Origin of the sequence: Peribacillus sp. S4, assembly GCF_046715815.1 — a bacterium.
Lineage (GTDB): Bacteria > Bacillota > Bacilli > Bacillales > DSM-1321 > Peribacillus > Peribacillus frigoritolerans.
Genome location: NZ_CP175708.1, coordinates 5,315,939 through 5,337,967 on the forward strand (window position 1 = coordinate 5,315,939; position 22,029 = coordinate 5,337,967).

Below are 22,029 nucleotides of genomic sequence, written 5' to 3' on the forward strand. Positions count from 1 at the left end.
GTGGTTAATCAATTGAAGTTTATAGAAAAACAATCGTTACCCATTCTATTTCTGTGCCTGCTCATCCCATCGGCAGTGCCTCACCCTATCGCCGGTTACATGGCAACGGCGTTGATGCTCGTTTTTATCGGTATAAATAAAAAAAACCTGTTATTAATTCTATTCATTTATTTCCCTGCCCGTCCCCTATTGATGGAACTGAATAGCGGCTTAACTTATACAGGTGACCTGATCATCCTCACCTTATTCATTTCTTTGCTTATTGAAAAATTCAAAAAGAACGAATGGCCATTTTCGAAATATCATTTCACTGCGCCATTTTGGTTGTTTTGTTTAATTGGTGCCGGTGCTGCACTCATAAACGGGGTGGGAATCCTCCCCATCTTGTTTGAACTCCGTGCATTGCTTATTACATTCTTGCTTCTTTACATTATCGGTGAATTAAATCTAGAAAGAAAGGATATCTTTCGCTTTTTGAAGGTAATCCTAATATTTACTATCTTACTTTGCCTGCATGGCATAGTGGAGAAAATCTTTTCACGTACCATCCTGCTTCCCCGCGCATGGGAATTATGGAATCTTTCCCCAGAAAACCGGATGAGGATTTATGGAGCACTAGCCAATCCTAATGTATTTGCCTTATTCTTAAGCATCCAGTTATTCCTTGGTTTCTTTCTATTTCAATCGCTGAAAAAATATAAATGGATCGTCTTCCTGGCTGCCATCCTGATTTCCGGAACGTTACTGCTTACCTATTCGCGGGGCACGATGATTGCATTCGGGTTCGCTGCGCTTGTCTTTATAATTTGGACTAGAAATAAACCATTTCTCAAATATGCTGTAGGAGCATTTTGTCTCGGCCTGCTTCTTATTTATTACCCAGTTTTATTTGCATCAAGCAAAGTGGAGGTATCCGCATCTATTCCCATGGAAAACGTGGTGATCGGCAGCACCCCCTCTTCCGAACACGAACATGCCCTCTCCAATCGCTTTTCAGAAATGTTCTCTGATAAGACCCTGCACCAAAGTACGGAATGGGGCCGGTTATATGTCCTAATCAAGGGAATTGAAATTTTCAAAGATCACCCGATAATCGGCACCGGGCTAGCAACCTTCGGGGATTCTGCCACACTTTCCTTCTCCTCACCAATCTATCAGGAGTACCAAATTGGTGAAAGGATGTATACCGATAATCAATATATCCAGATTCTGGTCCAAACTGGTGTGCTGGGCTTCCTTGCAGTTCTAGCATTCATCTTTTTCACCTGCCGGAAAATCCTGAAATCGGGAAAAGGCACATTCGCGGCGTTTAACATCTGCCTGATGTTGGCCGCATTACTAGCAGGACTTTTCTACAATATTCTCGAAGATAAAACGTTTACGCTGATATTTTATAGTTGTTTGGGATTCTGTTTACAGAAGGACATCATTTTAAAGGATTGAAAATATGCCTACTCTTTCAAATGTCATTAAATCGGTCGGGCTCGTCACCATTATTGCAGCCATTGGAAAAGTCCTCGGATTCGGGCGGGAATCGATCATAGCCGCCTATTTCGGGGCATCATCCATGGCGGATGTTTTTTTCGTGGCAAGCCTCATACCAACCATTCTTTTTACGGCTCTCGGCAGCGGTCTTCAGGCCGGCGTTATTCCTATTTACTTGGAAAAGAAAGCGGATAACCCAAAAAAGGCGGACGAATTCATCAGTGTTTTAGGATCTTTCTTCATGCTGGTTGCCGGAGTCCTGACCATTGCCTGCATGATTTTCATAAAGCCGCTCGTCATGATGACAGCCCCGGGTTTCTCCGATTCAGAGCTTGCCCTGACGGAATCACTGACCCGGATCATGCTGCCAAGTTTACTTTTTTTCACGCTTTCATACATGGCGACGGGGGTCCTAAATGCGAATAAGCGCTTTATTCTGCCGGCACTCACTTCAACTGCACAAAACACGGTCATTATAGCAGCCACCGTATTGTTCGCTGCTCCCTTTGGGATTGAAGGACTGGCTTGGGGGTTTGTGTTCGGTGCAGCAAGCCAGTTCCTTATTCAATACCCATCATTGAAGAAATACGGAATCCGGCCCATCGTCTCTTTCCTGCCTCATAAAAGGCAGATCGCACAAACATTGTTCACCTTTTACCCAATCATTATCGCCGCCTTGGCGATCCAGTTGAATAGTGTCGTCGATCGGATCATTGCGACTTCGCTCGAAACTGGGAGCGTATCGGCCCTTAATTATGCGAATCGCCTGCTGTGGCTGCCATTGAGCATTGTCCTTACGCCGCTGATTACCGTATTGTACCCTTCAATCGTCGAGCGCGCGCTTATAAGCTATCAATCTTTCCTTAATTTGACCTTAAAAGGGTTGAAATCGCTGTTATTTCTAGCGATTCCGTTCATGGTCGTCATGTTAATCAGCGGAAACAGCCTAATCACTTTGGCTTTCCAACGCGGGGCTTTCGATGCTTCAGCAACTGATATGACTTATAGGGCATTCCTCTTTTATTCAGCTTGCCTCCCATTCTTTGCACTGAGGGATTATTTGATGAACGCTTTCTACGCCTTGAAGAAAACGAAAGTGGCCATGTATTCCTGCCTGATTGCCGTTTTGCTTAATGTGCTGCTCAGCTGGGTTCTATCACGTTACCTCGGCGTTGGTGGCATTGCTTTAGCATCGGGGATTTCCATGCTCCTGCAATCTCTCTACCTTTTCGGCTACCTGTGGCTGAAGACAGGGAGAACGGACAAGGCCGCTTTCAGGGATGTTTTTCAGGAAATCGGCAAGCTTACCATCATCGGAGCCATCCTTTACGGAATCGCTCTCTGGATCCATCCGCTTACCCTATCGTTGCCCATCATCATGGAATTGGTGATCATCACGCTGCTGGTATTCGGATTATATCTCGCACTATCCATGCTTTTTAAAGTAGGCAGCCTGCAAGGGCTGAAAAGGATCAGATCATCAAAGTAATACACTAGAAGAAGGAGTGCCAATATGAACATTTTAATCACAACGATTTTTAACTACCCTCATGAAGGGGGGCTATCGAGCCATATCACTACGTTAAAAAAGGGGTTAATGTCACGGGGCCATAATGTGGACATATTATCTTTCTCTCAATTACCAGCTTTCAAGAGGAAGATGCTCGCCCAGGCTCCAGGATTTTTATTAAATAAAGTAAAACAGGGGAGCGGCCAGCTTTTCAATGATCGGCAACGCCAAAAATTATTGGCTTCATCTATTAACGCCTTGAAAAAGGACTATGATGTCATTAATGCCCAAGACATTTTCGCAACGCTTGCCTCCATCGAATCCGGGATACCAACGGTGCAAACCGTGCATGGGTATTATTCATTCGAGGCCGTCAGCAGGGGCGCCCTTCTTCCGGACAGTGAAGAAGATTTGATCATTCGCGAGCTAGAAAGAAAAGCTTATCAGTCCGCTGCAAAAGTTGTGACGGTCGATCAAAGGATCAAAGACTATATAAATCATTTGGCACATATAGAGGCGGATACGATTAAGAACTTCATTGACGTGACTGCTTTTAAACCGGAGATGGCAAAGCGGGAGCAAACTCGCCGGGACTTTCAAATACCGCTACATAAAAAGATGCTTTTCGTTCCGAGAAGAATGACGGAAAAGAACGGTGTCATCTACCCGCTCCTTGCTCTGCCGGAGGTGCTGGAAAACCATCCTGAAACGGTTTTGGTCTATGCAGGTACAGGGGAACAGCGGAGCAGGCTAGAGGAAACCGCAGCCAGTCTCAATATATCCGCTTCCATACTTTTCCTGGGTTCTGTGCCGTTCGAGAAAATGCATAACCTCTATGAAGCATCGGACATCGTACTCATCCCTAGCGTTCATTCCCATGGGGTGGAAGAAGCGACTTCCATTTCCGCTTTAGAAGCGATGAGTTGCCGCTCACCCGTCATTGCAAGCGCAATCGGGGGTTTAAAGGAGATTCTCATTGATGGCGAAGATGGCCTTTTAGTAGAGGAAAAAAATAAAGAAGCACTTGCACAAGCCATCTCCCTTCTGCTTAAAGACCCTGAATATGCAGCAAAGTTAGCTTCGAAAGCAAGGTATAAAACGGAAAGCGAATACTCCCACCTTTCAGCAGCTGAGCGGTTTGAGAAAGCTTATGTTGAAGTGCTTAACTAAAAAAAAGCAGACCCGAAGCCCGGGTCTGCTTTTCACGTTCATACCAGTGCGGAACTACGCCTTTTCATTTGCTCTTCACGGTATTTTTTCTGTTCTTGTTTAGACATGGCGTTATATTCTTTTAAGAATGCCTCATATTGCGGCATTACTTCCTTCATGTCACCGTATGCCTTTAACTCTCCATATTCAAGCCATAATGCCTTCTGGCAAAATTTCTTCATCTGACCGATTGAATGGCTGACAAAGAACATCGTTTTGCCCTTTGCCTTAAATTCGTTCATTTTCTCTAAACACTTTTCAGCAAAGTTTTTATCCCCGACAGATAAGGCCTCATCAATAATCAGGATATCTGGATCGATATGCACGGAAATGGAAAAACCAAGCCTGGACTTCATGCCGCTTGAGTAGGATTTCACCGGTTGGTCAATGAACTTACCAAGCTCCGAAAACTCAATGATTTCAGGCTCAAGTTCTTTGATGCGATTTTTATCGAATCCGAGCATCAGCATTTTCAGTTCGATGTTTTCCCTGCCCGTCAACTGATTATTCAGGCCCGATGAAACGGCAATCAAGGCCGTTTTCCCATTAGTTTGGACATTTCCGTCCGTAGGCGGGACAATGCCTGCAATAATATTGGACAATGTGGATTTACCTGATCCGTTGACCCCGACAAATCCTATTACATCGCCCTTTTCTGCTTCAAAACTAACATTCCTCAGAGCGAAGTACTCTTCCCCATAGCTTTTAGGCAAAAGGAGATCCAATAATTTTTCCGAGTTTTTATTATATAATTTATACTTTTTCGTTATATCTTTGACTACCACCGATTTTTCCAAATTTTCTCACTTCCAGTTTACTTAAAGTCAACAAAGCGATCTCTGAACCTGACATGCAGCGAGGAACCTATCATAAACAAGATGATAACGACTGCCCAGAAATAAAGCGTATACTCCCAATGCGCTATCAGATACCATGATTCCCCCAACAACGAAGCTCGATACCCTTCCACAATATAATATAGTGGATTCAGCTTCATGATGTTGACTATGGTAGGATGTTCCTTAGCATCCATTACCCAAAGGATTGGTGTTAAATAAAACATGACTTTCATTAAGGACACGATGATATTATGAACGTCACGAATGATGGTTGATAATGTTGAAGTGATTAAACCCAATGAAAATAACAGCAAGACCGTCGCTGCAACATAATACGGCAGTTGCAAGATGTAGAGTGTAGGGAGGTAACCTGTAAACCCTAATAGGATGATGATGACTCCCAGCAGCATGAGATGCTGATACAACTTAGCAAAGATGACATACGATGGAATTACACTCATCGGAAAGCTCATCTTGGATACCATATTCATTCGGGAATAGACGGATTTGGACGTTTGGGTTATGGCCGGGTTCACAAAGAACCAGACAACGATCCCTGCCATCAGCCATGGAAGGAAATCATCCCCGCGATTTAAGATGATAAATCCAAATACAAACCAATAAATCGCAATCTGTATCATCGGATTGATGATTTCCCATAGGACTCCCAGGTAGTTACTGCTGTTGGCACTTTTCACCTCATAAACAGATAAACGCCTTACCAAATAAAAATGTTTGATTTGTTCTTTTAAAACGGTCAAAGCTGAACTCATAAATTACACAGACCTTCCTAAAAACACTTTTTCTACGACACGGCGTGAAGCCTGGCCATCCTCGAGTGCACAAAACCGCTCGTGAAAATGATTGATATCATTGGTATTTTCATATTTCATCGTCTTGATACTATCAATGACCGCATCAGATGTTTTGACTAACAAACCTGGTGCATTCTTTTCGAAATCAAAGTAAAATCCGCGAAGCTTATCCCTGTAATTTTCAATATCATATACATAGAAAAGCATCGGACGCTGTAAATTTGCGTAATCAAAGAATACGGATGAATAATCGGTTATTAATAAATCCGAAATAAGATACAAATGACTAATATCTTCGTAACTGGATAAATCATAGGCGAATCCTTCATACGCCGATAAATCCAAGTTCTCAGAAACCAAATAATGAAGACGGAGCAAAATGACATACTCCTCCCCCAATTCCCGTTTCATTCGATCCAGATCCAGTTTTATTTCGAACTTATATTTTCCCTTGCTATAAAACTCATCATCCCTCCAAGTCGGGGCATATAAAACGATCTTTTTCTCTATTGGTATACCCAACTTCTGTTTCAATGAGTCGATTGTATCACGATTATTCCCGTTGTAAAGGATATCATTACGTGGATAACCGGTTTCCAGAATTTTAGAGGCATCGACATTGAAGGCCCGGGCAAAGATTTCACTTGAATAAGCATTCGGTGAGATTAAATAATCCCATTTACTTGATTCGGCATGGAAATTTTCTTTATATTTATCCGTCGTCGTTCCAGGCATATGAACTTCATTCATATCAGCCGCAAGCTTCTTTAGTGGAGTACCATGCCACGTTTGCAAATAGATCGTGTGCTTCGGCTTCGGAATCCAAAGCGGAAGCCTGCTGTTCGTCACCCAATAACGGGCCCTTGTCATTTTGAGCAGCCAACTGAATGAAAAACGATCGAGATATGGAATGCCTGCCTCTTCGAAAAGAGCTGCATATCTTTTATCCACGCTCCAATACATTTTATATTCAGGATGGTTACTCTGCAAGTATTCATAAATCGCCCGGGGATTACAGCTATACTGCTTGCCCAAAAAGCTCTCAAAAATGACAAGCTTCTGGTCCACTGGCAACACTGTGCCCGCCAATGCAAAAGCCATTTTATATCCTCTTAAAATAATTGCTTTAGCCTTATTTTTAACTAACGATAGAAAGGAAGGTCTCTTTGAGGTTTGTACATTTTCATTTGACATATCCGATCTCCCTTTTTATTGATTAATGATCATTTCAAACCAAAAATAAGCTCACCCAATAAAAGGGAGAGCTTATTTTTGGCGTACTTCTAACAGCTACTCCAAAGACTTAATTGCCAGTCCCAAATTATTTGCCACTGTTGTATAAAACTCAACATTTTTCTTATTATACGTCATCTTATTTTTCAAGATCCTTTTAATATTCACCAATTGATAATCATTGTAGCGAATGAACACTGTAAATAATGACATTTCCATTTTATCAATTTCTTCTAAAGAAACAGTAAACTGACCTCTATTACCTTCTATTTGAACTCTGCAATTGATTTCATTGTCCATTCTTTTTCGATCACGTATCAATACTGAATCTATGTTGTCTATATCATCACCATAAATCTCAAAACTTTGGTGGTAGACATTATCCATGATAAAGGAATCCATTGCACGGGCAAGCATCGGTATCCTGACAAAGCGATATTCGTCCTCCAGAAATGGCAGTTCATAATATGGTAAACCGTCTTTAATGTGATACTTTTTATTGGAATCTCGCTTTAACCATTCAAATAACTTTACGAAATCCTCAATGCGATCCCCCATGAATAATTCAAGAGCCAATTTATAAATAGGCACCTTAAATTCATTCTTAAAATCATATGACAAGTTTTTCGCAGTTTCGACAGCTTCCCTTAATATTTCTATAAAATCTTCTTTATTCTTGGATTTTACAAAAGTTTGGCTGTCGAACGTTTTTACAATATCGTACTCATAAATCCGGTTAAGGGCCACCTTTTTCAATTCAATGGCAATGTCTTTGGATTGAATATACTTTATTATGTCGATATCCGCTTTTCTTTTTTCCAGCACATTCGTAACACGTGTTAAAGAAGAGGGATTTTCTGAAGTCCTATTGACATAATAAATAGGTTTTTTAGTAGTTGATACTGCTCTGACTTTAAAGAAAACATCATTAAAAAACCATTTATCTTCACCGAATTTCATATTCGGAAAACCAATTTCATGTTCTTTAACCATAGGCAGATTCATCATCCTGGCCGTTGGACCCATATGATAAAAAAAGTGCGGAACATCCATTGGGGTGATGCTTCTTCTTTCTTTAATGGAAGCAAACTCACCGATGACACTCTCTGCCTCAGATTCGACTTTTACCGTTTTGCCCACTACATAATCATCACCGGTTTCCTCCAGGATATTATAGAGGCTTTCCAGTCCATCATGGGCAAGCCAGTCATCCGCATCTAAAAAAGTTATATATTTGGATGTTCCCAATTCAATTCCAATGTTTCTAGGGGTCCCAGGTGAACCATTATTTTCTTGAAGAGTAACTGAACAGATATTTTTATATTTAGCTGTATACTCCTGAATGATTTTATTGGTGGCATCCGTCGAACAATCATCAATAATGATATATTCAATCTGATCTATACCCATTGTCTGATTTATTACTGATTCAATCGTTTTTCTGATGAATTTTTCAGCATTATAAGCAGCCGTGACTACAGTGACCTTTTTTTCTTTTCCTAAAAATTTATTCCTTAAGCCTACAGGGTTATTTTTTATTGAAATTTTACCGCTCTTTAAAAGTTCCCTCGCCTTTTGACGTACCAAGAAATTCATACGATTCCCTCCTTTTATGTAGAGGTAACATAGATGTTTCTATCAGGCAGCCAGTTACCAGTTACTTAAAAGCAACAATACCCTTTATTTCAGGAATCAATCATTAAAAAATTTATCCACGATTCTCTGTGTAGCTTTACCATCCTCTATTCCACAATACTTCTCTCTAAATAAACCATATCTCTCTTTGTATTGCATGTTTATTTCATCAATATTGGTAATAGTATCGATAATCTCCTCAGTCGTTTTTAAAAATGGACCTGGTGCTTCCTTTTCAAAGTCCATATAGAATCCGCGGATGTTATCTCTGTAATCTTCCAAGTCATACGTGTAGTACAAAATCGGCCGGGCAGTATTAGCAAAATCGAACATTACGGAAGAATAATCCGTAATCAATATATCAGAAATCAGGTAAAGTTCCTGGATATCTGAATAATTGGATACATTTATCACGAAATCCTCGAATTCGCTCGGAATGCTGAGATTATTACTTATAACAACATGCATCCTTAACAACAGGATATATTCATCCCCTAGTTCTTCCTTCATTCTTTCCAAATCAAATTTCAGCTCGAAAATGAATTTATTGTTCTTCGAAGTTTGATTATCCCGGAATGTAGGAGCATATAAGATGACTTTTTTTCCTTTTGGTATCTTCAGTTTTTCCATCACTGAGTCGGCAACCAGTGAAGCATCTTCCTTATAAAACAAATCATTTCTCGGATATCCCGTTTCCAATATTTCCCCCTCATATTTGAAAGCACTTCTGAAGGCTTTGGATGCGTATGGACTTGGTGATATTAAATAATCCCACGTTCTCGTTGCACTATGCACCCGATTCAAGTACCCCTCGTCTCTTCCTTGAATATTATCGATATCAAACAGCATTTTTTTCAAAGGGGTTCCATGCCAAGTCTGAATATATGTCGTTTCCTTCCTTTTGCTTAAATAAGTAGGGAAGTTTTGATTATTTATCCAATAACCTGCTTTGGCCAAATAATAATAATATTCCGGGCTTAGGCGTTTGATCAGCTTCGTGTTCTTTCCTTTTATCGGTAAATTACCATTATACACCCAAACTTTTTTATATTTATTATCCCTTTTGACCAGTTCTTCATAAATATATTTGGGGCTATCGGAGAATTGCTTCCCTATCCCACTTTCAAAAAGAATAAGGCTCCGGTCAACCGGTATGATCCTGGACATGATTTTATAAACTTTTTTCATGACAGGGAAATACTGTTCACTTTTCCTAAATCGATTCATAATGAGTTTTGATATCGGGTGGTTATATAATTTAATAAGTGAATTCTGATCTTTTTCTGCATGTTTAATCACTTCGAATATCCTTGAATTAGAATGGACATCGCGATATTTAATAAAACGGTTGGCCTTATCGATATACTTTTTCTTCATGACAAAATCAGTGTTGGCGTATTCGGCTAATACACCCAACAATCCATCCAATTCATCAACGATTTCACCCGGAAGATCGTTATCCAAATCCAAATGTGACGGTCTTTTCCCTATGAAACGATCTCTATCAAATTGATAGTAAATAACCGGTTTATGCAGGAAACTAAAGTCGAAAGCAACACTTGAATAGTCCGTGATCATAATCGCGCTTTCCTTAATTAACCTTTGGACATCCACTTCACCCTGACTAATCACCCGAACAGGGGCATCTTTAAAATAAGACGTGAATTTCTGCATATTAGGGTGAAGGCAAAATATGATTTCAAACCCATTATTTTTAGATAACTCATGTAAAACCGGGTGATTCACCAAGTTCTGATACCTTTCGAAATACTCGCTTTCCAAAAATATTTCATCGGATGTAATCCAATCTCGCCATGTCGGAATGATGAGTAATTGCCGCTTTGTTAAAACATCATCCTTAAACAGTGAGTCGAACCTAGAAAGTCCGGTCGTGAATACTTCCTTTTCGTTGTACCCAAAATCCGTTACGATCATATCCTTTTCGAAGTCTGAACTAACTAGAAAAACATCCGTACTAAAACCGGAGGATGCATTTTTCCCGTAGTTTGCAACCATGTTCTTAGTGCCCATAACACCATGTTGAAGAAATACCTTAACTCCCTTAACACGATTTTTAAATTCAGATGTTCTTAAGGGATATAAATAATCCGGATGATGTGATGAAATGATACGTGTCGATTCCATTGTCTTTTTAATATGATCCTTTGACTTGAAATAAAGGATATTCCCAAAGGGCTCGACGTTCTTGGCTTCCACGGAATTTTCTTCTATTACATAATAGACTTCTTTTTCAGGGTGGTTTTCCCTCATATATTTAAAAAAGTGATATCCGGTATCTTGGGCTTTATAAGTTCTTTCGCCAATTAGCCAAACATCCTTTTTCTTTTTAAATAGGGCCAAAAAACGCCTCCATCCCATCATCTTTTTTAAATATCGATAACTTTCCGTAGAGAAGTTAAACACTTCCAAAGATAAATTGGATGCTTTAAAGGTATAATATGGATTGATGATGGCCACTCCATTATTCGAGCTCACATCGGTCTTTTTTGTAAATAATTTAGTTCTCGTGGTCGGTCTTCCAACGCGTACCATTTTCGGCTCTTCCTGATCATGTAAATGTAATTTCATGTAAATATCATAGACATCATCTTCCAAATCCACACTGACTAATTGTTCTAAATCCAATTTCAAATCATATATATATCGATTCAGTCCAAATTTCTTAATATTCATTTCCTTATTATGAATAAAAGATAGATTGGCCTGATATTCTTTGCCACTTTGTCTTCCTCTAACTAGGCCCTCACCTTTTATGATCGCGGAATGCTTGGTGAAGATTTGACCATTAACATACATGGTCTTCGAATTGTTTTTCATTTTTTCAATTTGAGACTTAATCTGTATTTTAGGGGTTTTATTGATGTAAAGAGATATATTTCCTTTATTCGTTATCGAGAATATACTTTGTTTATCTTCATAGGTGTAAATACTCAAATTGTTCGTGTACGTCTCCTGAAAACGCCCTAGACGAATTGGAAATTCAATATGAACCTGTTCGTTCTCTTCTACATATTCAGCTTTATGTTCGATATTAAGTATTGTTTTCTTGCTCAGCTTTTCAATCGGGACGGCTACCTTTATATAACAGTCATAAACAGTCGGTTCATCATCTGCTAATTTCCGCATTAAATCTTTCATATCTACTTTAAAATCAAATTTAGACGAGCTCACCGATTCAGCTATTTTTATTTTCTGATCTTCGTTTTCCCTAGAATATAGCCATAGTTCTTTTGCGCAATAATGTTCTATTGAAAATTCTCCTTTAATCAATAGCATATTTTCCTCTTGCGCAATGGTCAGAACTTGTTTTAGCTTAATTTTAGGCGCTTTTTTTGCTTTCCCTTTTCCAAGAAGCTTTTTAATCATTTTAGACCACCTATAACAAATTATTTATTTAAATAAAAATGAATCATTCATTGTACTTTAAAATCATAAACTTTTTTTGGTTTTTCCTCAATATCATTAAACAGACAGGTGAATTTCCCTTAATTCCCCTTCAATTCCACCTATGAACAAAAAAGAAAATATCCAGGTGATTCATTGTCGTACCAAAACAAAAAACCGCAAAAATCAAATGCATGTCCTTCCATGTTGCCAGAATGGAAAGGGAATAGCAAAATATGTCTTTCAATTACAAAGAAGTCTTCTTACTATCAAAGTGAACGCTTTCAAAACAGGTCAACCGTTTATATTTTCCCCTCATTAAATGGTTCCATAAAAGTTAAGCGATAGATTTATGGCCGATAGATACCCATCCTCTGTCTTTCACCTTCCACTTTTAGAAAACAGGATTTATGAAGCTCCTCTAGTTGTTCTCTCCTAAACGTGGTAAAATTGTGAGTGGCTTTTCTGATTGCAGCAAGAATGATGAAATCTTTTTTCATTCATTAATGTGAGGGGAATTATTTTTAAATACCATTAAGTATAAATCCTTACATTAATTATGGACACTTTATTATGCCCTTCAGAGTCATACAAATTAGTCAACATTTAATTTTAACTTAAAAAATAATATTTACAAGAATCATCAATGTAAAAAATTGTGGTTTATTTGTAAAAAAATTGTGGTTTATTTGTAAAGCTATTAAGTTATAATTAGTTAGAGAATGTCATTGCCTAAAAAATATAGGAAAACAACAAGCAGAATTAAAGAGCTGGTTGCCTGTTTTATTGTTCCATTTCATATTCTAATAGACCAAATATATATTAATTTGATTGAATAACAGTTCAAGAGTCTTAAAGGAGGAATAAAAATGAAAAAAGTAATCACTTACGGAACCTTTGATTTGCTTCATTGGGGTCATATCAATCTATTAAAACGTGCTAAAGATTTAGGGGATTATCTGATCGTTGCCATTTCTACGGATGAATTCAATGCTTTAAAAGATAAAAAAGCTTATCACAGCTTTGAAAACAGAAAAATGATCCTAGAATCAATTCGTTATGTGGATGAAGTCATACCTGAAGACAATTGGGAACAAAAGAAGGAAGACATCGTTCGCGAAGGTGTGGATATCTTTGTAATGGGTGATGACTGGAAAGGCCAATTCGATGAATTATCCGAAGTTTGTGAAGTGGTCTACCTTCCAAGGACAATCGGCATTTCGACTTCCCAAATTAAAGATGACCTTCTACAAGTTACTAATGGCTAAAGAATTCGCGATAGGGATTTATCTTTTTTGTTTCAAAGTTTTATTCTCTATCTTTAAACTTTTCCCTTTATATGACAAAACGACCTTTGTCACATCATTCGGGGACAACTGCCAATATATCGCAGATGAAATGGACAAGCAGGACATTTCCGTTCAAAAGGTATTTTTAATGAAATCAAGCAGTTCTATACAAGTTAAGGACGATGGGGAAACCATCGTCCTTCCGTTTGAATCAAAAAATATCAGTGCCATGATCCGATCGATTTATCATCTGGCTACATCAAAATGGATTATCATCGATAATTATTTTGGCTTTCTTTCAGCCATTTCATTCAAAAAGCAAGTGACATGCGTGCAAGTGTGGCATGCGGCCGGTGCCGTAAAGCAATTCGGAGCAAAAGATCCTTCCATTAAAAACCGTTCAGCCGGTGCAAGGAAAAGATTTTTTGAGGTATATGATAAATTCGATTATGTTACGGCAGGTTCAGAGAGAATGGCCGAGATTTATCAAGAAAGTTTCCAACTGCCGGCATCCCATATCCTAAGGACCGGGATCCCTCGGACCGATTTCTTTTTTAATGATGAATCAAAAAGGACTGCCCGTAATGCTTTGCTGGCCAAGTATCCAGAACTTGAGCATAAGAAAATCATGTTATATGCCCCTACATTTCGTAATGACGGCTTGAACAACGGAGAGATTGCTCTTGATTTGGAATTGCTCTACAAGGAACTTAAGGGCGAAAATTATGCGTTATTGCTAAAGCTGCATCCAGCAGTAAAAGCAGAGCATGATTTACAAGATAAATTCCCGGGATTCATTTACCCTGTCAATAGTGACTTTCACGTTAATCAACTGCTGATCAGTACGGATCTTTTAATAACCGATTACTCATCGATTCCATTTGAATTCTCTTTTTTGGGAAGACCCATGATATTCTTTGCATATGACTTAGAAAAGTATGTGCAGGAACGGGGATTCTGGGAGGATTACTCTTCTTCCATGCCCGGACCCGTGGTATCCACCACGGAAGAGCTCTTGAGGAAAATCCGTACCGCCGATCATTCATCAATGAAGATCGCTTCCTTTAACCAAAAATGGAATGAATACTCCACGGGAAATTCAAGCAGGAACTTAGTTGATTTCCTTTATAAATAAAACCACCCACTTCGTAAAACGAAGTGGGTTTTCTATTTTTCCATAACCACTGAGCGGAATGCACGCCCTACAAAAAGGTACATTTTTTTCATAAATTGACAAAGGGAAACACCACGCTCCGAAATATGAAAAAAGACTCACAATATAGAAAATATTGTAGATTACAATACTCAAACGCCACCAATATAAACCAGTAAAATACTACTATTTTCCCCTTGTAACAAAAATGTAATATGTTTAAACCCATTTATTTTGTTAGAATAGGGAAAAAGACATATTCGAGGTGGAAAATCGTGAAAAAAAGTGTTGTCGCATTTTCGACATTAGCCATTTTATCTTCGACTTTTGTTTCTCCTGCCCTTGCCGGTACATATACAGTCAAAAGCGGTGATAACCTAAGTAAAATCGCCCAAAATCATAATACGACGGTAAAAGACTTAAAACAGCTTAATAACTTAAAATCAGACTTTTTGAGAATCAATCAAAAATTAATTACACCCAACTCCAAAACAACATCAAATGCTCCTTCAGTTTCCGTGAAAACAACAAAGAAAACCACATATACCATTGTTTCTGGTGATACCTTAACCAGGATAGCAAACAAGCATAACCTCACACTTGCTGAATTGATGAAACTGAATAACTTAAAATCCGATAGAATTTATGCAGGCGCCAAACTAATCGTATCCAAATCAACCACCACCACTACCATTGATTTACCCGGCAGCTCCAAACCATCCAGTGGTACACAGACCCCAGCCAATTCGTCTACATACATTGTGGTAAAAGGTGATACTCTTTCCAAGATTTCCAGAAAAACAAACTTGACTGTAGCCCAGCTTAAATCAATCAACTCGCTAAAGTCCGATTTAATCAGAGTAGGACAAAAACTGAAATTAAGTACCTCGGCAAGCACTGCCCCTGCAGATAAAAACGATGGTGGAAAAGTGGAAGCCCCAAGTTCAGGAAACAAAGTGGCCAAGCTCGTTTCCGAAGCAAAGAAATTGATTGGCACACCTTATTCGTGGGCGGGTTCCTCCCCATCAGGATTCGATTGCAGCGGATTCATCTACTATACGTTCAAGAAGGCTGGGTATGATGTTCCAAGGCTTTCATCATCCACCTATTATGATATGGGCAAAAAAGTTACTTCACCGAAAAGCGGCGATCTTATCTTCTTTGCAACGGGTTCCAATAAATCAGTCATAAGCCATATGGGAATTTACTTGGGCGGCGGGGAATTCATTCATGCCTCATCAAGTAAGGGAGTAACGATCAGTACTACTTCAAACTCTTATTTCAAAAGTAAAATCATCGGTTATAGAAGTTTATAAGATTTACTTGCCAGACTTTCTCTTAAAGTCTGGCAAATTTATGAAAAGATTCATAACTTGTATAACTTTTGGAAAAAATGAACGCTGTGTAAACGAAGGAATTCAGAATCCTTCGTTTTTTTGAATGAAAAAAGGTAAATATGCACTCTAACTACAAAAAGAAACTATTCTATTTTTGACAAAAAAAAGGTATAGTTAGAAATACCGACTAGGTACTTTTTCACACCTTCCATTTTGTGGGATGGTTAAGGGAGGAATATTAAATGAGATCCGAACATAAAAAAAAGAAAAAGAAACGTAAAACGTTTAAAATAATCGGCTTCACCCTTCTTATCCTTATCATTGGCGCAGGTGTTTATGGCGCTTCAGTATATCAATCATTAGCCGGTGCGATCAGCACTATGCAGGGCACAGCCCATAAAACGGATAAACGTGTAGAGGACATCAAGTTCAAAAGCCAAGATCCATTTTCATTACTAATTCTTGGTGTTGATGAAAGAAAAAATGACTCAGGTCGATCAGATACGATGATTGTCATGACCGTTAATCCTAAAAAAGAATCGATTGAGTTATTGAGTTTACCGAGAGATACGCGTACAGAAATCGTCGGTAAAGGTATAAATGATAAAATGAACCATGCCTATGCATATGGCGGAGTCGCCATGTCGATAAATACAGTGGAATCCTATTTGGATATTCCGATTGACTATTACGTCAAAATGAATATGGAAGGCTTTCAGGATATCGTGAATGCCGTTGGCGGTGTCACGGTCGATAATGATATGGACCTTGCCTATAAAGGATATACCTTCAACAAAGGTACAATCGACTTAAATGGTAAAGAGGCCTTGATTTATTCCCGAATCCGTAAAGAAGATCCCCGCGGGGATTATGGACGGCAAATGCGGCAACGCCAAGTTATCCAAGCTGTCATGAAAAAAGGGGCAAGCCTATCAACACTTACCAATTATGACGATATATTCGAAGCTTTAGGTAAAAACGTGGAAACCAATTTAAGTTTCAATGAAATGCTGAGCATTCAAAATAACTACAAATCATCCCTCAAAAATATTGAACAATATACACTTGAAGGTGACAATCAACGGGTAAATGGCGTTTGGTACAACATCGTTCCAGAAGATACAAAGCTTGAAGCCCAAAATCGCGTTAAAACACATTTGGGATTATAATGTAAGGAGGATGACTTTTATCAGTCATCCTCTTTTTTTACCTCTTTCTCAATTTTTTTAAAGTAATCGGAGCGTATCACCTGATCACTCAGATCAATCTCCTTTTGATCTTCTGGTGAAAATCCTTCGACCTTGCCTTCCCCATTTATTTTCATTTGAGAACCATAATCCCCTTTTAATATCAAGGCATCACCCTCTTCGCCATCCAGCATGCTCTCTCCAAAGTATGAAGAACTCTTTATATTGAACAAATCATATAAAGTGGGCAGAATATCAATTTGGCCCGCCACCTTATCAATCGCTCTCCCTTCCATTTCCTCCTGATAAATGATCACGGGAATGGGCATATATTTTTCAATCCACTCTTCATTGCTAATTTTACTACCATAATACGCTTCAACCTCGTGTTTATCTTTTAAGAATAGCCCATCATGATCTCCGTAAATGACAATTACGCTGTCTTTCAACTTCCCGTCATCCTTCAACTTCTTCACGAAATCCCCGATTGCTGAATCTGTATAATGAATGGCTTCGAAATATTTAGTCAGGTAACTATTTTCTTTTCCAACTTCATGCTTCATTGTTATCTGTTCCTTCGGCAGTGAAAAAGGTACATGGCTGGTCAAAGTAACGAAAAAAGCGTAATAGGGGTTTTGTTTATCTTTTAAGAAATCATAGCTTTGATTAAAGAAACTGCGGTCTCCCAAGCCCATCGAAATCATCTCGTCCTGCTTCATATCCTCTATGGAAAGATAGTCATCAAAACCTAGCGAGGGATATGCATGCTGCCTATTCCAAAAGTCTTCTTCATCTCCGTGGAAAGCAAAACTTTGATAATCCGACTTCTTTAATTCCTTGGCAAGACCAGGAAAATCATTATAAGGGAACCGAAAAAAGGTCGCACCTTGCTTTAAAGGAAATAGTCCGGTATTCACGATAAGCTCTCCATCAGATGAATTTCCAAATACCGTCTGCGGATATACATGCGGGAAATACAATCCCCCTTTCGCCAGTCCATTCATGAATGGCGTGACCTCCTGCCCAGCACTGGTTTGAAAGAGCGGAAACGACTGTAAAGATTCCACCTGGATGATAATGAGATTCTTCCCTTCCAAGGATCCTGAATGGGCATTTTCCTTTCTTTTCTTTTTATTGAAGTAATCAGAAACGGCCTTCTTTTCTTCCGAAGACATTTCATCCCTTCCCGAGTCAGTAAAATAGGCATACGCATCCAATGCGTGATGACCGATAGGACCCCAGTTTCGCAAGAAGGTATTTGCCTCATAACGCCGGGTTATATCGACTTTGTCGATAAAGATATTCTTGACCGGTTTTAATCCTGCTATCATCAGGAATATTACGGCCGGCACAAGTGCCATATGCTTGAGGGGGTATTTTTTCTTCACAAAAGATTCAGCAATTGGAATGCCTGCCAGAAGAAAGATTGCATCCTTGATTTCCATCATACTGATTATACTTTCACCTAGCCCATTCAGATTGCTTTTTTGCATCCACATATAGGACGTTATAGGTGTCGAATAATAACGATAAAACCAGATGTCCCCAAGGAAAAAGACCATGATCGAAAGAAGGAAAACTGAAAAAATGATGCCCTTTACGATTCCATTTGATATCCATTCCTTCAGGTAAACAACAAAACCGGCAGCACCGATGATTATCGTAATTATTCCAATAGAAAGATCGTTACCCATCCTATCATTCGTATAAATGAAAAGTATGGCCACGATTGAGAATGACAATAACTCAAATAGCCTCTCCTTCAAGCGTTGATTACGGTTATTCTTCATGCTCCTGCCACTTTCCTCTTCATTATTTCCAAGCCTTGGTTAGGCTAGATTGCGGAAGATTACTTATAAATATTACTTAGCGTTACCATTTATGAGAAATTGCACACAGAAAATGGCATAAATATTTGGTGCTACTTACCTCCCTAATAAACAAAAAACCTTCATCACTAAAAGGATGAGGGCTTTGCTTTGGCGCTCCGGCAAAAAAGTGCCGATTGCCGCTAGACTCATGCAGTTGTTTTTCTACTTTCTCTTCCATTCAAAAGCAATCTTCCAACCTTCATCAGGAATCGATTCCGCCAACATATCCCCTTCCTCGAACAAGAAACGCCATGGCATGCATGAAAGTGCTGGAAGCTCACCAAGCTCTGTGAGATCGAATGTCTTTTTCGCGAGGAATTTTCCATCTCCATCAACTAACAGTAAATCCACGATATCAAAACTGACAGCTTTCTCTATTGAACTTCGCAGAAAAGCCTCTATGATGACATCATCTTCCACCCTAGTCAGCTTGATGCCGGATATAGAAATTTGGTTCGGTTTTAATGCAGGCAGCCTTTGATGGTGGAATTTATATACATATTCCTCTTGCTTGGAAATATCCCACCCCTTGTGAAACATCAGGACAGTATGAAGGGTGTCATCATGATTTGCTAAATTAGGTACATCTGAAGCTGCATTATCCCTTTTTCCAAATAAACTCATCGTTCCTCCCCCTCGAAAGAAGCTGCATCTTGCTGATTGCTTTTCATATATTCCATAAAACGGATGCTTATCTCCGCCTCAATTTTACTTAATAGAAGGTTGAATTGACTGAGAGCTGCTTTTTCAAACAACGCATATGGGTCCTGCTGACCATATTCGCTTAAACCAATGCCTTCCTTCAAACTGTTCATTTCATCTAAATGGTTCATCCAATTTGTATCGATGTGCTGCAGCATGAAAGCGCGCAACTGGTTTCCCCATTCTGCATCGTCTTGAAAGATCACCAGTCTCGATTCCCATTTACCTAAAGCCTCCAATACCCTTCCTTCAATTTGGCCTTCTATATCCTTCAAATCACTTTCCTGCCAACCTAACGACAGCAAAACAAAGGTTAGCTCTTCAATTAAGGCAGAGGAGTCAGGCTCCGCTATATGTTCACGGTCATATTTCACTGTGAGCCGAGTAATGTATTTTACGATGTAGTCAAGTAAAATGGCCGACATCCGTTCAGGCTCCATATCAAGAATCCGATCTCTCATTGCATAGATGATTTTACTCTGCTCATTTAATGCATGTTCCAACTTCAATATGTGATATCGGCTTGATTGATGCATCTGCTCTACCGAATCCTGAACCATTTTAACGAATTTATCGGGTGCAGGGCCCAGCACCAACCCATTTTCATCCGTTTTGATTTTCTTGATATAACGTCCCAATTCTTCTTCATCATAGTAATGAAACAAATCATCTTCCAAAGAAATGATGAATTGTGTTGAACCAGGATCACCCTGCCGCCCGGAACGTCCTCTTAACTGCATATCGATCCGACGGCTTTCGTGACGCTCCGTCCCGATAATATGAAGGCCGCCCAATTCCTTGACATCATTCCCAAGTAATATATCCGTTCCTCTCCCAGCCATGTTCGTAGCCAGCATCACTTGTTTTTTTTGCCCGGCATTCGCAATGATCTCCGCTTCATCCTCTTCCGTCTTCGCATTAAGGATTTGATGTTTAATTTTCCGATTATCCAGTTGAACCGAAATTTTTTCAGATTGCTCAATGGAGGTCGTCCCGATCAGGATAGGTCTGCCTTCATCATGGATCCGTTTTACTTCCGTGATGATTTTGTTGATTTTGCATGTTTCATCTTTATAAAGCAAATCAACCTCATCCACTCGAATAATAGGCTCATTAGTTGGAATTTCAATGACGGGGAGCTGATATATTTCCTGGAATTCAGACTTTGATGGTATGGCACTCCCTGTCATCCCAGACATTGAATGATATAATCGAAAATAATTTTGGACGGAAATCATAGCCTGTGTTTCATTCTCTTCGGAAATCTCCAATCCCTCTTTTGCTTCAATGGCTTGATGCAGCCCGTCACTGAAGGTTCGCCCCTCCATTACCCTGCCTGTGAATTTATCGATGATTGCAATCTTTCCATCGATGACAATGTAGTCCACATCCAACTTCATGATTGCCCGCGCTTTCAGCGCCTGTGTAACATTATGTAATAACTCTTGATGCTCCATTCCATACAGATTGTCGATGCCAAAGGCCTCTTCAATCTTGGAAGCACCTTGATCCGTGAAGAAGGCGGACCTTGACTCGACGGAAATCTCGTAATCATCCTTTTCTATAAATGTCTTCATGATTTGCGCCGTGATCTGGTGAAGCTCGGTTCCGTCGTTTGCCCTGCCCGCAATGATTAATGGTGTCCTCGCTTCATCAATCAAGATGCTGTCAACCTCATCGACAATGGCAAATCGGTGTCCTCTTTGAACCTTGTCTTCCCTTCGATAAACCAGATTATCACGCAAATAATCAAAACCGAACTCTGTTGCCGTCCCATACGTGATATCTGCCGCATATGCTTCACGTTTCGCGGAAGGTCCCATTTGGGAAATGTTCAAACCGATCGTCAATCCTAGGAATTCATGAATTTGTCCCATTAACTCTTTATCACGTTTGGCCAAATATTCATTGGCCGTTATTATATGGACACCATTACCGAACAGTGCATGTAAATAGCTAGGCAATGTAGAGACAAGCGTCTTCCCCTCGCCCGTATTCATTTGGGCAATGCCCCCTTCACTCAGGACAAAACCGCCTGCAAGCTGAACATCATGGTGCCTAAGATTCAATACTCGCTTGGAAGCCTCCCTCACGACCGCAAAAGCTTCGGCTTGTATATCCAAAACATTATCACCAGCATCCAAAATGATTTTAAATCTATCCTTCATTCCGCTTAATTCCAGATCTGAATATTTTTCATATTTACCCTCTAGCCGATTCACTTCTTCTACCAACTTATAAATTCTCTTCAAGTCTTTAGAACCTTCTTTGAAGAACTTTTTCATACTGGATAGCATAGGGTTTTCTCTCCTATTAATTCAATTGACCTTTAGTGAAATTATATCAGTTATGTATTTAC

At 39.4% G+C, this 22,029-nt stretch carries 14 protein-coding genes and 1 pseudogene; 7 read left to right on the top strand and 8 right to left on the bottom strand.

What is annotated here, in order from left to right:
* The first annotated feature begins 12 nt into the window (after positions 1-12).
* The 3 genes from ACJ9PY_RS25585 to ACJ9PY_RS25595 are packed head-to-tail and all read left to right on the top strand — an operon-like array spanning position 13 to position 4,165.
* Positions 13-1,443 carry an O-antigen ligase family protein gene (locus ACJ9PY_RS25585; RefSeq protein WP_411739259.1) on the top strand — a complete coding sequence of 477 codons (1,431 nt, stop codon included), beginning with the start codon at positions 13-15 and terminating at the stop codon, positions 1,441-1,443.
* 4 nt (positions 1,444-1,447) lie between these two features.
* Positions 1,448-2,974, top strand: a complete 1,527-nt coding sequence (gene murJ / locus ACJ9PY_RS25590; protein ID WP_411739260.1) for a murein biosynthesis integral membrane protein MurJ — start codon at positions 1,448-1,450, stop codon at positions 2,972-2,974.
* Positions 2,975-2,998: 24 nt separating this feature from the next.
* Positions 2,999-4,165, top strand: a complete 1,167-nt coding sequence (locus tag ACJ9PY_RS25595; protein WP_411739261.1) for a glycosyltransferase family 4 protein — start codon at positions 2,999-3,001, stop codon at positions 4,163-4,165.
* A 38-nt stretch (positions 4,166-4,203) separates the two neighbouring features.
* On the opposite strand, the gene tagH is transcribed toward ACJ9PY_RS25595, so the two are convergent.
* From tagH to ACJ9PY_RS25620, 5 genes and pseudogenes are all read right to left on the bottom strand, one after another.
* Positions 4,204-5,001 carry a teichoic acids export ABC transporter ATP-binding subunit TagH gene (tagH, locus tag ACJ9PY_RS25600; RefSeq protein ID WP_057278145.1) on the bottom strand — a complete coding sequence of 266 codons (798 nt, stop codon included), beginning with the start codon at positions 4,999-5,001 and terminating at the stop codon, positions 4,204-4,206.
* 17 nt (positions 5,002-5,018) lie between these two features.
* Positions 5,019-5,816, bottom strand: a complete 798-nt coding sequence (locus tag ACJ9PY_RS25605; protein ID WP_034315708.1) for an ABC transporter permease — start codon at positions 5,814-5,816, stop codon at positions 5,019-5,021.
* A gap of 3 nt (positions 5,817-5,819) precedes the next feature.
* Positions 5,820-7,025 (bottom strand): annotated as a pseudogene (locus tag ACJ9PY_RS25610) (CDP-glycerol glycerophosphotransferase family protein); the annotation flags it as partial.
* A gap of 123 nt (positions 7,026-7,148) precedes the next feature.
* Positions 7,149-8,687, bottom strand: coding sequence for a glycosyltransferase family 2 protein (locus ACJ9PY_RS25615; RefSeq protein ID WP_095678728.1), 1,539 nt, complete (start codon positions 8,685-8,687; stop codon positions 7,149-7,151).
* A gap of 96 nt (positions 8,688-8,783) precedes the next feature.
* Complete coding sequence (locus ACJ9PY_RS25620; RefSeq protein ID WP_411739262.1) at positions 8,784-12,113, bottom strand: CDP-glycerol glycerophosphotransferase family protein; 3,330 nt, start codon at positions 12,111-12,113, stop codon at positions 8,784-8,786.
* A gap of 887 nt (positions 12,114-13,000) precedes the next feature.
* Here ACJ9PY_RS25620 and tagD point away from each other — a divergent pair.
* From tagD to ACJ9PY_RS25640, 4 genes are all read left to right on the top strand, one after another.
* Positions 13,001-13,399 carry a glycerol-3-phosphate cytidylyltransferase gene (gene tagD, locus ACJ9PY_RS25625; protein WP_034315711.1) on the top strand — a complete coding sequence of 133 codons (399 nt, stop codon included), beginning with the start codon at positions 13,001-13,003 and terminating at the stop codon, positions 13,397-13,399.
* The gene (locus tag ACJ9PY_RS25630; RefSeq protein WP_283929648.1) at positions 13,392-14,555 is read left to right on the top strand and encodes a CDP-glycerol glycerophosphotransferase family protein; all 1,164 of its coding nucleotides are present in this window, start codon (positions 13,392-13,394) and stop codon (positions 14,553-14,555) included. The genes tagD and ACJ9PY_RS25630 overlap by 8 nt, the downstream gene beginning before the upstream one ends.
* Positions 14,556-14,848: 293 nt before the next feature.
* A complete protein-coding gene (locus ACJ9PY_RS25635) occupies positions 14,849-15,889 on the top strand; it encodes a LysM peptidoglycan-binding domain-containing protein (RefSeq protein WP_063574676.1) in 1,041 nt (346 codons plus the stop codon).
* Positions 15,890-16,152: 263 nt separating this feature from the next.
* The gene (locus ACJ9PY_RS25640) at positions 16,153-17,079 is read left to right on the top strand and encodes an LCP family protein (protein ID WP_063574675.1); all 927 of its coding nucleotides are present in this window, start codon (positions 16,153-16,155) and stop codon (positions 17,077-17,079) included.
* Between the two features lie 20 nt (positions 17,080-17,099).
* Here ACJ9PY_RS25640 and ACJ9PY_RS25645 read toward each other — a convergent pair whose 3' ends face one another.
* From ACJ9PY_RS25645 to secA, 3 genes are all read right to left on the bottom strand, one after another.
* Positions 17,100-18,887 carry an LTA synthase family protein gene (locus tag ACJ9PY_RS25645; RefSeq protein WP_411739263.1) on the bottom strand — a complete coding sequence of 596 codons (1,788 nt, stop codon included), beginning with the start codon at positions 18,885-18,887 and terminating at the stop codon, positions 17,100-17,102.
* Between the two features lie 243 nt (positions 18,888-19,130).
* On the bottom strand, positions 19,131-19,592 hold the full coding sequence (locus ACJ9PY_RS25650; protein ID WP_411739264.1) for an SLAP domain-containing protein: 462 nt from the start codon (positions 19,590-19,592) through the stop codon (positions 19,131-19,133).
* Positions 19,589-21,967, bottom strand: a complete 2,379-nt coding sequence (gene secA / locus ACJ9PY_RS25655; RefSeq protein WP_411739265.1) for a preprotein translocase subunit SecA — start codon at positions 21,965-21,967, stop codon at positions 19,589-19,591. The genes ACJ9PY_RS25650 and secA overlap by 4 nt, the downstream gene beginning before the upstream one ends.
* Positions 21,968-22,029: the final 62 nt, after the last annotated feature.

Bases quoted from the DNA above. Each gene is read 5' to 3' on its own strand.
- ACJ9PY_RS25650 (WP_411739264.1), bottom strand. From the start codon at position 19,592: ATGAGTTTATTTGGAAAAAGGGATAATGCAGCTTCAGATGTACCTAAT.
- ACJ9PY_RS25615 (WP_095678728.1), bottom strand. From the start codon at position 8,687: ATGAATTTCTTGGTACGTCAAAAGGCGAGGGAACTTTTAAAGAGCGGT.
- ACJ9PY_RS25640 (WP_063574675.1), top strand. From the start codon at position 16,153: ATGAGATCCGAACATAAAAAAAAGAAAAAGAAACGTAAAACGTTTAAA.
- ACJ9PY_RS25620 (WP_411739262.1), bottom strand. From the start codon at position 12,113: ATGATTAAAAAGCTTCTTGGAAAAGGGAAAGCAAAAAAAGCGCCTAAA.
- tagD (WP_034315711.1), top strand. From the start codon at position 13,001: ATGAAAAAAGTAATCACTTACGGAACCTTTGATTTGCTTCATTGGGGT.
- ACJ9PY_RS25630 (WP_283929648.1), top strand. From the start codon at position 13,392: ATGGCTAAAGAATTCGCGATAGGGATTTATCTTTTTTGTTTCAAAGTT.
- ACJ9PY_RS25605 (WP_034315708.1), bottom strand. From the start codon at position 5,816: ATGAGTTCAGCTTTGACCGTTTTAAAAGAACAAATCAAACATTTTTAT.
- murJ (WP_411739260.1), top strand. From the start codon at position 1,448: ATGCCTACTCTTTCAAATGTCATTAAATCGGTCGGGCTCGTCACCATT.
- ACJ9PY_RS25645 (WP_411739263.1), bottom strand. From the start codon at position 18,887: ATGAAGAATAACCGTAATCAACGCTTGAAGGAGAGGCTATTTGAGTTA.
- ACJ9PY_RS25595 (WP_411739261.1), top strand. From the start codon at position 2,999: ATGAACATTTTAATCACAACGATTTTTAACTACCCTCATGAAGGGGGG.
- secA (WP_411739265.1), bottom strand. From the start codon at position 21,967: ATGCTATCCAGTATGAAAAAGTTCTTCAAAGAAGGTTCTAAAGACTTG.